This is a genomic window from Pseudomonas xionganensis (assembly GCF_009763245.1).
In the GTDB taxonomy this organism is placed as follows: Bacteria; Pseudomonadota; Gammaproteobacteria; order Pseudomonadales; family Pseudomonadaceae; genus Aquipseudomonas; species Aquipseudomonas xionganensis.
Genome location: NZ_WKJZ01000001.1, coordinates 652,026 through 665,637, shown reverse-complemented (window position 1 = coordinate 665,637; position 13,612 = coordinate 652,026). Strand labels below are relative to the sequence as shown.

13 protein-coding genes are annotated in these 13,612 nt (G+C 64.3%); 6 read left to right on the top strand and 7 right to left on the bottom strand.

The features are described from left to right. Window positions 1–19 precede the first annotated feature (19 nt). Complete coding sequence (locus GJV18_RS03035) at window positions 20–1,195, bottom strand: GGDEF domain-containing protein (RefSeq protein WP_160343244.1); 1,176 nt, start codon at window positions 1,193–1,195, stop codon at window positions 20–22. A gap of 178 nt (window positions 1,196–1,373) precedes the next feature. Between GJV18_RS03035 and GJV18_RS03030 the strand changes: the two genes are divergently transcribed. Continuing rightward, complete coding sequence (locus tag GJV18_RS03030) at window positions 1,374–2,768, top strand: DUF2868 domain-containing protein (RefSeq protein ID WP_160343243.1); 1,395 nt, start codon at window positions 1,374–1,376, stop codon at window positions 2,766–2,768. Window positions 2,769–2,924: 156 nt separating this feature from the next. Beyond that, window positions 2,925–4,295, top strand: coding sequence for a GTPase/DUF3482 domain-containing protein (locus GJV18_RS03025; protein WP_160343242.1), 1,371 nt, complete (start codon window positions 2,925–2,927; stop codon window positions 4,293–4,295). A gap of 1 nt (window position 4,296) precedes the next feature. On the opposite strand, the gene GJV18_RS03020 is transcribed toward GJV18_RS03025, so the two are convergent. Together GJV18_RS03020 and ilvA are read right to left on the bottom strand one after the other, a co-directional pair. Continuing rightward, entirely contained in the window at window positions 4,297–4,737 is a 441-nt protein-coding gene (locus GJV18_RS03020) for a DUF2269 family protein (protein ID WP_160343241.1), read from the bottom strand. 13 nt (window positions 4,738–4,750) lie between these two features. Next, on the bottom strand, window positions 4,751–6,265 hold the full coding sequence (ilvA, locus tag GJV18_RS03015) for a threonine ammonia-lyase, biosynthetic (protein WP_160343240.1): 1,515 nt from the start codon (window positions 6,263–6,265) through the stop codon (window positions 4,751–4,753). 149 nt (window positions 6,266–6,414) lie between these two features. Between ilvA and rpiA the strand changes: the two genes are divergently transcribed. Then, window positions 6,415–7,086 (top strand): ribose-5-phosphate isomerase RpiA, encoded by a 672-nt coding sequence (rpiA, locus tag GJV18_RS03010; protein ID WP_160343239.1) that lies wholly within the window; start codon window positions 6,415–6,417, stop codon window positions 7,084–7,086. Window positions 7,087–7,158: 72 nt separating this feature from the next. After that, window positions 7,159–7,494, top strand: a complete 336-nt coding sequence (locus GJV18_RS03005) for a YegP family protein (protein ID WP_160343238.1) — start codon at window positions 7,159–7,161, stop codon at window positions 7,492–7,494. A gap of 57 nt (window positions 7,495–7,551) precedes the next feature. Here the strand turns inward: GJV18_RS03005 and GJV18_RS03000 are convergent, their stop codons facing one another. The 3 genes from GJV18_RS03000 to GJV18_RS02990 form a co-directional block, all read right to left on the bottom strand. Then, window positions 7,552–8,469 carry an SdiA-regulated domain-containing protein gene (locus GJV18_RS03000; RefSeq protein WP_160343237.1) on the bottom strand — a complete coding sequence of 306 codons (918 nt, stop codon included), beginning with the start codon at window positions 8,467–8,469 and terminating at the stop codon, window positions 7,552–7,554. 173 nt (window positions 8,470–8,642) lie between these two features. Continuing rightward, on the bottom strand, window positions 8,643–9,308 hold the full coding sequence (locus tag GJV18_RS02995) for a fumarylacetoacetate hydrolase family protein (protein ID WP_160343236.1): 666 nt from the start codon (window positions 9,306–9,308) through the stop codon (window positions 8,643–8,645). A 145-nt stretch (window positions 9,309–9,453) separates the two neighbouring features. Further along, entirely contained in the window at window positions 9,454–10,845 is a 1,392-nt protein-coding gene (locus GJV18_RS02990; protein WP_160343235.1) for an FAD-binding oxidoreductase, read from the bottom strand. Window positions 10,846–11,035: 190 nt separating this feature from the next. Between GJV18_RS02990 and serA the strand changes: the two genes are divergently transcribed. Further along, a complete protein-coding gene (serA, locus tag GJV18_RS02985) occupies window positions 11,036–12,265 on the top strand; it encodes a phosphoglycerate dehydrogenase (RefSeq protein ID WP_160343234.1) in 1,230 nt (409 codons plus the stop codon). Window positions 12,266–12,322: 57 nt separating this feature from the next. On the opposite strand, the gene GJV18_RS02980 is transcribed toward serA, so the two are convergent. Continuing rightward, entirely contained in the window at window positions 12,323–12,817 is a 495-nt protein-coding gene (locus tag GJV18_RS02980) for a DUF523 domain-containing protein (protein ID WP_160343233.1), read from the bottom strand. 234 nt (window positions 12,818–13,051) lie between these two features. On the opposite strand from GJV18_RS02980, the gene GJV18_RS02975 reads away from it, so the two are divergent. Beyond that, window positions 13,052–13,603, top strand: a complete 552-nt coding sequence (locus tag GJV18_RS02975; protein WP_160343232.1) for a DUF6160 family protein — start codon at window positions 13,052–13,054, stop codon at window positions 13,601–13,603. Window positions 13,604–13,612: the final 9 nt, after the last annotated feature.

Sequence of the window (13,612 nt, the reverse complement as noted above, 5' to 3'; positions counted from 1 at the left end):
CGTCCTGCGATGGGCGGGCTCAAGGCTGCTTGCACACCACCCGATTGCGCCCCTGTTCCTTGGCCAGATACAGGGCCACATCGGCCAGACGCAGGGCATCTTCCAGGCTCTGATGAGGCTGTGGAGGCAGGTAGGCCAGGCCGATGCTGAGCGTCACCACCGGGGCCGCATCCGAATAGGCATGGGCCAGCGCCAGGGCTTCGGTGCTGCTGCGGATTTTCTCCAGAATCCCCAGCATCTGCTGTTCATTGAGGTCATACCAGATGCCGACAAATTCTTCGCCACCATAACGGGCCGCGCAGTCCAGCGGGCGCCGGGCATGCTCACCGATCACCCGCGCCACCTGGCGCAGGGCTTCGTCGCCGGCGGCGTGGCCATAGTGGTCGTTGTAGCGCTTGAAGAAATCCACATCCATCATCACCACGCCCAGGGCATGCCGCTCACGCTGGGCCTGCCGCCAGCTGCGTTCGGCTCGCTCGGTAAAGGCACGGCGATTAAGCAGGCCGGTGAGAAAGTCCTTCTCGGCCAGATCCTGCAACAGGCCGTGGGCGAGAAAGTTCTGCCGGGTGGTGTACTCCAGGGAATAACAGCCCACTGAGCCGATCACATTGGCCAGGCCGAGAAACATCGCATTGTTGATCAGCGCCTCCCCCGTCAGCCCCTGGCGCAGGCTCAGCTCGGTCGCGATATAGGCCATAAAGCTCACCCAGCCACAGAGCACCGCCGTGGTAAAGCGCAAGCCGGTGAGGAAATAGAAGAACACCGTGACCAGGATGATGCCCTCATAGGGCAACGGGAAGGCGTGATAGCGGGCGAGGCCGATGATGCCCACCACCGCCAGACCGGACAGCAGCGCGACAAGGCCGCCGATCAGCTGCAGATAATCACGCAAACCGTAGCGATAGGTCGCCAGCCAGGCCAGCAACAGCAGCGGCTGGATCACCCCCAGCCGCAGAGCGAGAATCTGCCCGCGCAAGGGATCCGGCAGGTTGAACGCATCGATCACCACAAACAGCAGGGCCAGCAGCATGGCCACCAGCAACGCCCAGCGCATGCGGCCCAGAAACGCGTTGGCGTGATAGCGCTTGTAGGCCTGTTCCAGTTCGTCCTCGAAGGCCAGGGTACGAAAGCCCCGCTGATGCTGGCGCAAAAAGGGTGAATCCTGATTGACCCAGTCCAGGTGCGGTAACTTCAAGGGAATACTCGCTTTTATGGTTTTCGATAAAAGGGCCGGAGCAGATATAGGCAGAAAGGCTACCGGCCTGCTTGCAGCCTAGACGGCCCGGCGCCGTCCGTACACCCCCGGCACGCCCCTGCCATGCACGGGCCCATGGGGTTATGCTCTGCACTGATCTGGCCCCCTGGAACGCCGCGTGAACCCAGCCGAACACCCCTCCATCGACCCGCTGCAACGCCTGTGGCTGTGCGAAACCCTGCGCCTGCGTGAGGAGCACAGCGGCCCCCTCGACGATGCCGAAGCCAACCGCCACGCCCGACGCACCGCGACCGACCTGCCCGGGCGAATCGAGGCCCGCGCCCTGTGGCTGGCTGCCCGGGATGGCCAACTGCAGGCTCAGCAACATTGGCTGCAGGGTGCGCGCCTGGCCATCCTGCTGCTGGGCCTGCTGGCCCTGCTCAGCGGCGCGGGCCTGGCCTGGGCAGCCCTGGGCGATGGCCAGCGCCCGGTCAACCTGTTCTGGGCCCTGGGCAGCCTGCTCGGCCTTAACCTGCTGATGCTGCTGGGCTGGCTGATCAGCCTGAGCCTGGGCAGCCGCCATAACGCCGCCCTGGGCCGCCTGTGGCTGTGGCTCAGCGAGAAGCTGGCGCGTGATGCCAGCGCCGCCCAGCTGGGCCCGGCCTTGCTGCTGTTGTTGCAGCGCCGGGGCCTCAACCGCTGGCTGCTGGGCCTGCTCGGCCATGGCCTGTGGCTGCTGGCCCTGCTGATCGCGCTGCTGGCCTGCCTGGCGCTGCTCAGCACCCGGCGCTATGGCTTCGTCTGGGAAACCACCCTGCTCGGCAGCCACAGCTTTATCGCCCTGACCCAGGGCCTGGGCGCCTTGCCCGCCCTGTTCGGCTTCCCCCTACCGGACAGCGACTTGATCCGCGCCAGCGGCGAGGCGCCCCTGGCTGGCGAAGCGCCGCGACAGATCTGGGCCAGCTGGCTGCTCGGGGTGCTGCTGGTCTACGGCATCCTGCCACGTCTGGGCCTGATGCTGCTCTGCCTGTGGCGCTGGCAGCACGGCCGTGGACGCCTGCAGCTGGATCTGAGCCTGCCCGGCTACGCCCTGCTGGCCGAGCGCCTGCAACCGGGCAGCGAACGCCTGGGGGTGTGCGACCTGGCCCCCGCCCAGCTGCACCAGCCCCAGGCCGGCAGCAGCCAGCTGCCCACTCAGGGCGCCCTGCTGCTGGCCATCGAACTGGACCCGCAACGCTCCTGGCCACCGCCCCTGCCGGCCGGAATACAGGATGCCGGCATCCTCGACAGCCGCGAACAGCGTCGCCAGTTGCTCGATCAGCTGGCGCGCTACCCGGCCGAACGCCTGCTGATCGCCTGCGACCCGCGCCGCTCGCCGGATCGTGGCAGCCTGGCGCTGCTTGGCGAGCTGGCTCGCAGCGCCGCCCACACCCGTATCTGGCTGCTCCCCCCTGAACCGGGGCAGAGCCTGGACAGCGAACGCCTGGCCGACTGGCACCAGGCTCTGGACAAACTGCAGCTCAGCTACAGCGACAGTGCGTCATTTAGCTGGCTGGAGACGGGGCATGATTAAACCTGCACATGCCCGTAGGGTGGATGACGCTGTCTTCATCCACCATCGCGGTCGGTGGATGGATAAAGCGCCACCCACCCTACAAAGCCTGAACAAACACCGCAGCAGCGGACACCCCCCCCCCGCTTGCGGGAGAGGGGCCGGGGGAGAGGGTCAATGAGCACACCACTGAAACTCGCCGTGGTCGGCCATACCAATGTGGGCAAGACCTCGCTGCTGCGCACCCTGACCCGCGACGCGGGCTTTGGCGAGGTCTCGCCCCGGGCCAGCACCACCCGCCATGTCGAAGGCGCGCGTCTGTCGGTGGCGGGGCAGGCGCTGCTGGAGCTGTACGACACCCCCGGCCTGGAAGATGCCATCGCCCTGCTCGACTACCTGGAACGCCTCGACCGCCCCGGCGAACGCCTGGATGGCCCGGCACGACTGGCGCGTTTTCTCGATGGCAGCGAGGCGCGACAGCGCTTCGAGCAGGAGGCCAAGGTGCTGCGCCAGCTGCTGGCCTCGGATGCCGGCCTGTATGTGATCGACGCCCGCGAGCCGGTGCTGGCCAAGTACCGCGACGAGCTGGCGGTGCTGGCCATGGCCGGCAAGCCGCTGCTGCCGGTGCTCAACTTCGTCGCCGGCCAAGGCCATCGCGAGGATGAGTGGCGCGCAGCCCTGGCCCGTCTGGGCCTGCACGCCCTGGTCGGTTTCGACAGCGTGGCGCCGCCCCTGGATGGCGAGCGACGCCTGTACGAGAGCCTGGCCCTGCTGCTGGAGAAGGCCCGCCCGCAGTTGCAGCGCCTGATCGAACACCACGAGCAGCAGCGCCAGGCCCGGCATCAGGCCGGCACCCGGCTGATTGCCGAACTGCTGCTGGACGCCGCCGCCTGCCGCCAGGGCGTGGCCAGCCAGGCAGAAGCGGTGGCCATCGAACAGCTGCGCCAGCGCATCCGCCAGCGCGAACAGCGCTGTGTCGAGGCGCTGCTGCGTCTGTATGCCTTCCGCGCCGGGGACGCCCAGGCCAGCGACCTGCCGCTGCTGGACGGACGCTGGGGCGATGACCTATTCAACCCGGAAACCCTCAAGCAGGTCGGCGTAAAGGTTGGCGGCGGCATGGCCGCCGGCGCTGCCACCGGGGTCGGTATCGACCTGCTGGTGGGTGGTATTACCCTGGGCGCAGCGGCAGCCCTGGGCGCCCTGATCGGCGGCAGTGCCCAGACCCTGCGCAGCTATGGCGCGCGGTTAAAAGGCAAGCTGAGCGGCCAGCGCGAACTGACCCTGGATGATGCCGTGCTGCGCCTGCTGGCCCTGCGTCAGCGCCAGCTGTTGCGCGCCCTGGATGCCCGCGGCCATGCCGCGCAGCAGCGCATCGAAGTGAAGCTGCCCGAGGACGACAGCTGGCGCCAGGGCCAGCTGCCCGAGGCCCTGAACAAGGCCCGCGCCCACCCCGAATGGTCGTCCCTGAACCCTGGGGCCGAGCTGGAGCAGATCCAACGCCAGCAGCAGGTCGAGGCGCTTAGCGCCGAGCTGGCAGACGCGGCCTGAGTCAGGCCGGCTTGGCGCCCATCAGCCCCATGATCACCAGCAGCAGCAACAGAATCAGCCCGGCATAAACCGCGCAAAAGCCCAGCAGACGCTTGGGTGCCGGTGCGCCGTTCAGCGCCTGCCAGGCACCGAGGCGCCCGGCCAGCAGCAGGCCAACCAGCATCAGCACGACAAACAGCAGGCTACTGGCCAGCAGCCAGGTCTGGCTCAGGGGCCAGCCAACCATATCCACCAGCACCATGCCGGTAACCGGCAGGCTCAGGGCCAGCAGACCGAGCACCGGCAGGCTGATCAGGCGGGTGCGCTTGAGCTTGCGCTGCAGGACAGCTGCATCGCCACTGCGCTGGGCTTTCCACAGCATAAACAGGTGCACGGGCACGCCGATCAGCAGGAGGATACCGGGCAACATGTGCAGCATTTTCAGCAACGGGTAGTGTTCCACAGCAAACTCCTAATCAACCGAGAAACAGGCGATAGGCCGGGTTATCCGACTCATCCCAGTAGGGGTAACCAATGGCGTCCAGGGCCGCCGGAATCAGATGACGTTCCTCATGGGGCACCTGTAGCGCGGCCAACACCCGGCCATCGGCAGCGCCATGGTTGCGGTAGTGGAACATCGAGATATTCCAGCGCCCACCGAGTTTTTGTAAGAAATTGAACAGAGCACCGGGGCGCTCGGGGAACTCGAAACGGAACACGCATTCATCCGGCACCGCCGCGGCATGGCCGCCGACCATATGGCGGATATGCAACTTGGCCAGTTCGTTGTCGGTCAGGTCCTGCACCGGGAAGCCCTGGTTGCGCAGGCTTTCCACCAGCGCGGCACGGGGGTCGGTTTCCGGGTGGGTCTGCACGCCGACGAAGATATGGGCTTCCCTGTCGCTGTGGTAGCGGTAGTTGAACTCGGTGATCTGGCGCTTGCCGATGGCCTCGCAGAAGGTCTTGAAGCTGCCCGGCTGCTCGGGGATGGTCACGGCGATAATGGCTTCGCGCTTCTCGCCCAGCTCGGCACGCTCGGCCACATGGCGCAGACGATCGAAGTTGACGTTGGCCCCGGAGTCGATGCCGACCAGCACCTGGCCAGTGCAGCCTTCACGCTCCACGTACTTCTTGATCCCGGCCACACTCAGGGCGCCGGCCGGCTCGGTGATGGAGCGGGTGTCGTCGTAGATGTCCTTGATCGCCGCGCAGATCTCGTCGGTGCTGACGGTGATCACCTCATCCACATGATCCTTGCACACCTCGAAGGTGTGGGCGCCGATCTGCGCCACCGCCACACCGTCGGCGAACAGCCCGACGCTCGGCAGCACCACCCGCTCACCGGCGGCCATGGCCGCCTGCAGGCAGTTGGAGTCATCCGGCTCGACACCGATCACCTTGATCTCCGGGCGCAGGTATTTCACGTAGGCGGCGATGCCGGCGATCAGGCCGCCACCGCCGCAGGGCACGAAGATGGCGTCCAGCTGGCCCGGTTGCTGACGCAGGATCTCCATGGCCACCGTGCCCTGGCCGGCGATGGTGTAGGGATCATCGTAGGGGTGGATATAGGTGTAGCCCTTCTCTTCCACCAGCTTGAGCGAGTGAGCCAGGGCCTCGGGGAAGCTGTCGCCGTGCAGCACAACCTTGCCGCCTCGGGAACGTACGCCGTGCACCTTGATCTCCGGGGTGGTCTTGGGCATCACGATGGTGGCCTTGACCCCCAGCACCTTGGCCGCCAGGGCCAGGCCCTGGGCATGGTTGCCGGCCGAGGCGGTGACCACGCCACGGGCCTGCTCCTCGGCCGTGAGCTGGGCCAGCTTGTTGTAGGCGCCGCGAATCTTGAAGGAGAACACCGGCTGCAGGTCTTCGCGCTTGAGCAGAATCTGGTTGGCGAAGCGCTCGGACAGCTGGTTGGCCGGCTGCAGGGGGGTTTGCTCCGCCACGTCATAGACGCGGGAGGTGAGGATCATCTTGACGTACTGTTCGAGCATGGCGGCTTCGCTGGCGGCTGGACGGACTAAGCCCGCGAGTCTACCCCAGGGCCGGCGCGGGCGACCACAGGAATACAGGGGGCTTTGCCGGCAGATGGGGCTATAATCCGCCCCCTTATTCCCCCAACTCCTTTCCCGTGGAACCCGGCATGAACCAGGATCAACTCAAGCAGGCAGTGGCCCAGGCCGCCGTCGACTTCATCCTCCCCAAACTCGAAGCCAAGAGCGTGATCGGCGTCGGCACCGGCTCCACCGCCAACTGCTTTATCGATGCCCTGGCCAAGTACAAGTTCGACTTCGACGGCGCCGTGGCCAGCTCCGAGGCCACCGCCGAGCGCCTCAAGCGCCACGGCATTCCAGTCTACGACCTGAACAGCGTCAGCGATCTGGAGTTCTACATCGACGGCGCCGACGAAAGCGACGAGCGCCTCAATCTGATCAAGGGCGGCGGCGCGGCCCTGACCCGGGAGAAGATCGTCGCCGCCGTGGCACAGACCTTTATCTGCATCGCCGACGCCAGCAAGCTGGTGCCGGTACTGGGCAACTTCCCCCTGCCGGTGGAAGTGATCCCCATGGCCCGCAGCCATGTTGCGCGCCAGCTGGTGCGCCTGGGCGGCGACCCGGTGTACCGCGAGGGCGTGCTGACCGATAACGGCAATATCATCCTCGACGTGCACAACATGCAGATCAGCGATCCGGTGAAGCTGGAGGCGGATATCAACGCCATAGTCGGGGTAGTCACCAACGGCCTGTTCGCCGCCCGCCCCGCCGACCTCCTGCTGCTGGGCACCGCCGACGGGGTCAAGACCCTCAAGCGCTAGGCTGCGCCGGTACTGGCAGGATGCGCTGCAGGGGCTAGGCTAAAGCCGGTCCCTACCCACAAGGAGTGCGTCATGTCCGGCAAATTCGAGCTGAAGAAGGCCAAAGACGGCCAGTTCCATTTCAACCTGCTGGCCAGCAACGGCCAGGTCATCCTCACCAGCGAACTGTACAAGGCCAAGGACTCGGCCCTGAACGGCATCGAGTCGGTGAGGAAGAACTCACAGCGCGACGGTGCCTTCGAAACCAAGGCCTCCAGCAACGACAAGCACTACTTTGTGCTCAAGGCCACCAATGGCCAGGTGGTCGGCCAGAGCCAGATGTATACCAGCGCCGCCAGCTGCCAGAACGGTATCGAGTCGGTGCAGAAGAACGCACCCGATGCCGCCCTGGATGATCAGTCCTCCTAGGGTCTGTTGCCGTTTCATTCGCGGCCCTGTGGGTTGCGCGGAAAATGGCAACAGACCCTAGTCGGCGGGCTTGCGGAATACGTAGAACAGATTGGGTTCGCTGATCAGGTAAAGGTTGCCTGCATTGTCGCTGGCCACCCCCTCGGCCTGCGGTACCCGCTTGGATAATCCCTGCATGCCTTTCAGCAGCGACAGGCGACTGACAGGCTTACCCTTGCTATCGACTTCCAAGACCATGTAAGACTCATGGGATAAGGCCAGCAGGTGCCCTGTACTCGTGTCGTAATCCAGGCTCGACAGATCCCGCACAAACAATCGGGCATCCCGTTTAGTATCGATGTTTACCTGTAAGTCAAGAGGCTTATGCGCGTCGACATGGGGAAAACCAACAATTTCAAAGATCCTCACCGGATCACGCTCTTTGGCCACCAGCAACCGCTGGCGCTCGCTATCCCAGGCTAGCCCTTCAAAACCCTTGTTGCCGTTCAGGCCGATACCTAAGGACAGCTGTTGAAAGCCTGCAACATCAACTGAATCAACACCCTCGCTGAGCACGACCTTGATCAAGCGCTGATCTTGCTCATCAGCCACCACGTAGGTATCGCGTTGCACATACTCGATGGCCTCGGGATCGGAGACGCCCCGTAAAGCGACCTCACGCAGCAGCTCACCCTCAAGGCTCAATTCGATAATTCGTGTCGGCCCACGCACTACACTGAATAAGCTATTGCGATCCGGGTCGTAGGTCAGTGCAGATAGCTCCTCAAGGCCCTCAACCTGTTTGGCTTCGATCACAACGCGATAATCGTTCAAACGCATGGACGGCTTATCGCCCCACCTGAGCTCGTACAACTCCAACGCTGCATACCAGGCACGCTCAAACAGACGATGCTGCTGGGCAAATAACCCAACCAACAGCAATGCCATCAGAAGTGCGCAAAAGAGAATGCGCTTGAAGGTAATGACTACAATCATCGAACTGCCCCATGGACTAAATGCGCCAAGAAAAACCGCACAGGCGACCGCCCGATCGGCATAACAGCCTGAAGATAAAGGGCTCAGCTGAAGCCAAGCTTAATCAACTTACACATGAGAGCTACCAGACACCTCAACCGCGTACCCGCGCAAACACTATGAGACAAGGCGCGTCACAGCACGTGACTGACGAAGCGGCTATGCCCCAGCAGTTCCAGCTCCAGGACGTCGCCCTTGCTCAGCGGGCCGACCCCGGCCGGGGTGCCGGTAAGGATCACGTCGCCGGCCTGCAGGCTGAAGTGGCCGCAGATATGCTGGATCATCGGCAGGATGGGGTTGAGCATGTCGCGGCTATTGCCGTCCTGGCGCACTGCATCGTTGATGCTCAGGCGGATACCGATATCGGTCAGATCTTCCACTGCATCACCCGGCACGAAGGGCGCCAGCACGCAGGCGCCGTCGAAGCTCTTGGCCACTTCCCAGGGGTAACCCTTGGCCTTGAGCTGGGCCTGCAGGTCGCGCAGGGTCAGGTCCAGGGCCGGAGCAAAACCGGAGATGGCGTCCAGCACTTCCTCGGCAGAGGGCTTTTTCGACAGTGGCTTGCCGATCAGCACGGCGATTTCCGCTTCGAAGTGCACGTCGCCACGGTCGTCGGGAATCACGAAACCCTCGTCCAGCGGCACCACGCAGCTGCCCGGTTTGATAAACAGCAAAGGCTCGCTGGGCACCGGGTTGTTCAGTTCGGCGGCATGCTCGGCATAGTTGCGGCCGATGCACACCACCTTGCCCATGGGAAAGTGGATCGGGGTGCCGTCGGTGTAGTGGTGCTGGTAGCTCATGGAGACTCCTGAAGATCGCAATGGTGGAAACGCTGCGCGGCTTTCCACCCTACAGAGCTGTCTTGTTCGTAGGAGCGGGCCATGCCCGCGAAACGCTCGTCTTAAAGTATCGCGGGCATGGCCCGCTCCTACAGGGCTCGATGATTCAGGCGAAAATTTTGCCCGGGTTCATGATGCCGTTGGGATCGAACACCTGCTTGATCGCCTTCATATAGGCAATCTCCGCCTCCGAGCGGCTGTAGTGCAGGTAGTCGCGCTTGGTCATGCCCACGCCATGCTCGGCGCTGATCGAGCCGTTGTACTTCTGCACGGTCTCGAACACCCACTGGTTGACGATGGCGCACTTGGCGAAGAACTCGTCCTTGCTCAGCGCTTCGGGCTTGAGGATATTCAGGTGCAGGTTGCCGTCGCCGATATGGCCGAACCACACCACCTCGAAATCCGGGTAGTTGGCCTCGACAATGGCATCGATGTCCTTGAGGAAGGCCGGCACTTGCGAAACAGTCACCGAAATGTCGTTCTTGTAAGGCGTCCAGTGGCTGATGGTCTCGGAGATGTACTCACGCAGCTTCCACAGGTTCTGCAGCTGCTGCTCGCTCTGGCTCATCACGCCGTCCAACACCCAGCCCTGCTCGACACAATGCTCGAAGGTGGCCAGGGCCGCCTCGGCGACTTCCTCGGTGGTGGCTTCAAACTCCAGCAGGGCGTAGAACGGGCAGTCGGTTTCGAAGGCCGCCGGCACGTCGCCACGGGCCATGATCTTGGCCAGGGCCTTGTCGGAGAAGAACTCGAAAGCGGTCAGGTCCAGCTTGTTCTGGAAGGCGTGCAGCACCGGCATGATCGAGTCGAAGTCCGGGGTGCCGAGCACCATGGCGGTGAGGTTCTTCGGCGCGCGGTCCAGGCGCATGGTGGCCTCGACGACAAAGCCCAGGGTGCCCTCGGCGCCGATAAACAGCTGACGCATGTCGTAGCCGGTGGCGTTCTTGATCAGGTCCTTGTTCAGCTCCAGCAGCTCGCCGGTACCGGTGACGACCTTCAGGCCGGCCACCCAGTTGCGGGTCATGCCGTAGCGAATCACCTTGATGCCGCCGGCATTGGTGCCGATATTGCCGCCAATCTGGCTGGAGCCGGCAGAGGCGAAATCCACCGGGTAGTACAGGCCCTTGTCCTCGGCGAACTGCTGCAGCTGCTGGGTGACTACCCCCGGCTGGCACACCGCGGTGCGGTCGTACTCGTTGAAGGCAAGAATCTGGTTCATATAGTCGAAGGACACCACCACCTCGCCATTGGCGGCGACAGCGCCGGCGGAGAGGCCCGTGCGGCCGCCGGACGGCACCAGGGCGACCTTGTGCTGGTTGGCCCAGCGCACGATGGCCTGCACCTGTTCGATGCTCTTGGGGAAGACGATGGCGCTGGGGGCCGGGGCGTAATGCTTGGTCCAGTCCTTGCCGAAGGCGTTCAGGGAATCGGCATCGGTCAGCACCTTGCCGGGCTCAACCAGGGTCTTCAGCTCTTCGATCAGCGCAGGGTTGGTCATCTACGGAACTCTCAAACGATTCATGGTCACCCTGAGTACGCTTCATCTGCCAGGGTAGGTGTTTCGCGGGGCTCGTATGCTAGCATACGCACCCCCGCAAATCGCCCCATGGGCCGACTTGCGGGGCACGGCCGGCGCCTGATGCCGGCGATTGCCCTGACCATTTCCAGCGGGATCCAAAGGTACTCCGATGAGCAAGACCTCCCTCGACAAGAGCAAGATCAAGTTCCTTCTTCTCGAAGGCGTCCACCAGAATGCGGTGGATACCCTGAAGGCGGCCGGCTACAGCAATATCGAGTACCTCAAGGGCGCCCTGTCCGACGACGAGCTGAAAGCCAAGATCGCCGACGCCCACTTTATCGGCATCCGCTCGCGCACCCAGCTCACCGCCGAGGTGTTCGACTGCGCCAAGAAGCTGGTGGCAGTGGGCTGCTTCTGCATCGGCACCAACCAGGTCGACCTGGACGCTGCCCGCGAGCGCGGCATCGCGGTGTTCAACGCGCCCTACTCCAACACCCGCTCGGTGGCCGAGCTGGTACTGGCCCAGGCCATCCTGCTGCTGCGCGGCATCCCCGAGAAGAACGCCTCCTGCCACCGTGGCGGCTGGATCAAATCGGCGGCCAACTCCTTCGAAATCCGGGGTAAGAAGCTGGGTATTGTCGGCTACGGTTCCATCGGCACCCAGCTCTCGGTACTCGCCGAAGCCCTCGGCATGCAGGTGTTCTTCTACGACGTGGTGACCAAGCTGCCCCTGGGCAACGCGCAGCAGGTCGGCAATCTCTATGAGCTGCTGGGCATGTGCGACATCGTGTCGCTGCATGTGCCGGAGCTGCCGTCCACCCAGTGGATGATCGGCGAGAAGGAAATCCGCGCCATGAAGAAGGGCGGCATCCTGATCAACGCCGCCCGCGGCACCGTGGTCGAGCTGGAGCACCTGGCTGAAGCTATCAAGGACGAGCACCTGATCGGCGCCGCCATCGACGTGTTCCCGGTCGAGCCCAAGTCCAACGACGAAGAATTCGAAAGCCCGCTGCGCGGCCTGGATCGCGTGATCCTGACTCCGCACATCGGTGGTTCCACCGCCGAAGCCCAGGCCAACATCGGCCTGGAAGTGGCCGAGAAACTGGTCAAGTACAGCGACAACGGCACCTCGGTGTCCTCGGTCAACTTCCCCGAAGTGGCCCTGCCGGCGCATCCGGGCAAGCACCGCCTGCTGCACATCCACGCCAATATCCCGGGCGTGATGAGCGAGATCAACAAGGTGTTCGCCGACAACGGCATCAACATCTCCGGCCAGTTCCTGCAGACCAACGACAAGGTCGGCTACGTGGTCATCGACGTCGACGCCGAGTACTCGGACCTGGCGCTGGAGAAGCTGCAGCACGTCAACGGCACCATCCGCAGCCGCGTGCTGTTCTAAGCGTTCGCGTGATGCAAAAAGGGAAGCTTCGGCTTCCCTTTTTTATTGGCTAACCCCCTAGAACTGGCCATCCAGCCGCGCCAGCTCGGCCGTCAGCTGATCCAGCTGTTCCTCATTGAACACCCGCACCCCGGCCCGGCGCAGGGCCGCGGCGGTGACGCCCTCACCGGGCACACGCACACCGCTAAAGCTGCCATCGTAGTTTTCCAGATTGCCGCACGACGGGCTGCGCGCCTTGAGCAGGGCTAGGCGGATGCCATGCTGACGCACCAGCTTGAGGGCCAGTTCGGCACCGCTGACAAAGGCGGCCGTCACATCCTCACCCTCGATCGTCAGCACCGGCAGCTGACCGTCCAGTACCTTGGCACCCTGGCCGCCGGCAATTTCCGCGGGCGCGCGGGGCGTCGGCAGGCCGCCAGCCACTTCCGGGCACAGCGCCACCACCCGGCCTTCAGCCTGCCAACGCTGCAGGGCCGCCAGCGGGCCATGACCGCCGCCGTCATAGCGCACCGGGTGGCCCAGCAGGCAGCGACTGACCAAGAGCTTTTCCATTACCACCTCCTGCTTGTGGGTCACGCAATGTAACACCCGGCGCCCAGCCACCGGCCAGCCGCCCCATCAAAGGGCCGGGGGCTGCCGGCAAACTGCCAGGACGGTCACGCCACAGGGCCGACTCGCCAGCCGCCCCCACCTATCCTTAGGCGGGACAACGCCAGCGACCATGGTGCCAGCTCCCGCGCGCGAACAGACTGGCGCCATCTCTGTTCCTGCGAAGGATACGCCGCCATGCCCCAGTCAATTCGCCGCCTGCTTCTGCTCGCCAGCCTGCTGCCCCTTGGCCAGGCCCAGGCCGATCTGCAACCACTGGATAACCAGAGCCTGAGCGATATCGCCGGCCAGGCCGGCATCACCCTGACCCTGGATATGAAGCTCAACGCCTCGAAAATCAGCTGGGAAGACGACGGTGGCAGCCTGCAACTGCGCAACCTGCAGATCGACAACGGCTGCCTGGCCCCGGGCGACTGCCCGGCCGGTGTGGCTTATGGGCCGGCCAAGCTGTACTTCAACAGCGCCCTGGTCAATGCCCCGACCCTGAAGATCGACGTGGTCAACCAGGGCGGCACACAGAAGCTGCAACTGGCCCTGCCGGATCTGAAAAGCACCAGCGATCAGCTGATGGCCGACGGCCTGATCACCACGCCGCTGACCATCCGCATGCGCGTGGCCGGCGATCTCGGCATCGGCGATGCCGGCGCGCCGGGCTCCAGCACCCTGGGCCGCCTGGAAATCCGCGATCTGAGCAATCTGCAGGGGCAGATTCGGATCTGGGGCCACTGAACCCCGGCT

What these genes read in the sequence shown, in the direction of transcription:
- serA (WP_160343234.1), top strand. Translation starts at nt 11,036, where the DNA reads ATGAGCAAGACCTCCCTCGACAAGAGCAAGATCAAGTTCCTTCTTCTC.
- GJV18_RS03005 (WP_160343238.1), top strand. Translation starts at nt 7,159, where the DNA reads ATGTCCGGCAAATTCGAGCTGAAGAAGGCCAAAGACGGCCAGTTCCAT.
- GJV18_RS03025 (WP_160343242.1), top strand. Translation starts at nt 2,925, where the DNA reads ATGAGCACACCACTGAAACTCGCCGTGGTCGGCCATACCAATGTGGGC.
- rpiA (WP_160343239.1), top strand. Translation starts at nt 6,415, where the DNA reads ATGAACCAGGATCAACTCAAGCAGGCAGTGGCCCAGGCCGCCGTCGAC.
- GJV18_RS02995 (WP_160343236.1), bottom strand. Translation starts at nt 9,308, where the DNA reads ATGAGCTACCAGCACCACTACACCGACGGCACCCCGATCCACTTTCCC.
- ilvA (WP_160343240.1), bottom strand. Translation starts at nt 6,265, where the DNA reads ATGCTCGAACAGTACGTCAAGATGATCCTCACCTCCCGCGTCTATGAC.
- GJV18_RS02980 (WP_160343233.1), bottom strand. Translation starts at nt 12,817, where the DNA reads ATGGAAAAGCTCTTGGTCAGTCGCTGCCTGCTGGGCCACCCGGTGCGC.
- GJV18_RS03000 (WP_160343237.1), bottom strand. Translation starts at nt 8,469, where the DNA reads ATGATTGTAGTCATTACCTTCAAGCGCATTCTCTTTTGCGCACTTCTG.
- GJV18_RS02990 (WP_160343235.1), bottom strand. Translation starts at nt 10,845, where the DNA reads ATGACCAACCCTGCGCTGATCGAAGAGCTGAAGACCCTGGTTGAGCCC.
- GJV18_RS02975 (WP_160343232.1), top strand. Translation starts at nt 13,052, where the DNA reads ATGCCCCAGTCAATTCGCCGCCTGCTTCTGCTCGCCAGCCTGCTGCCC.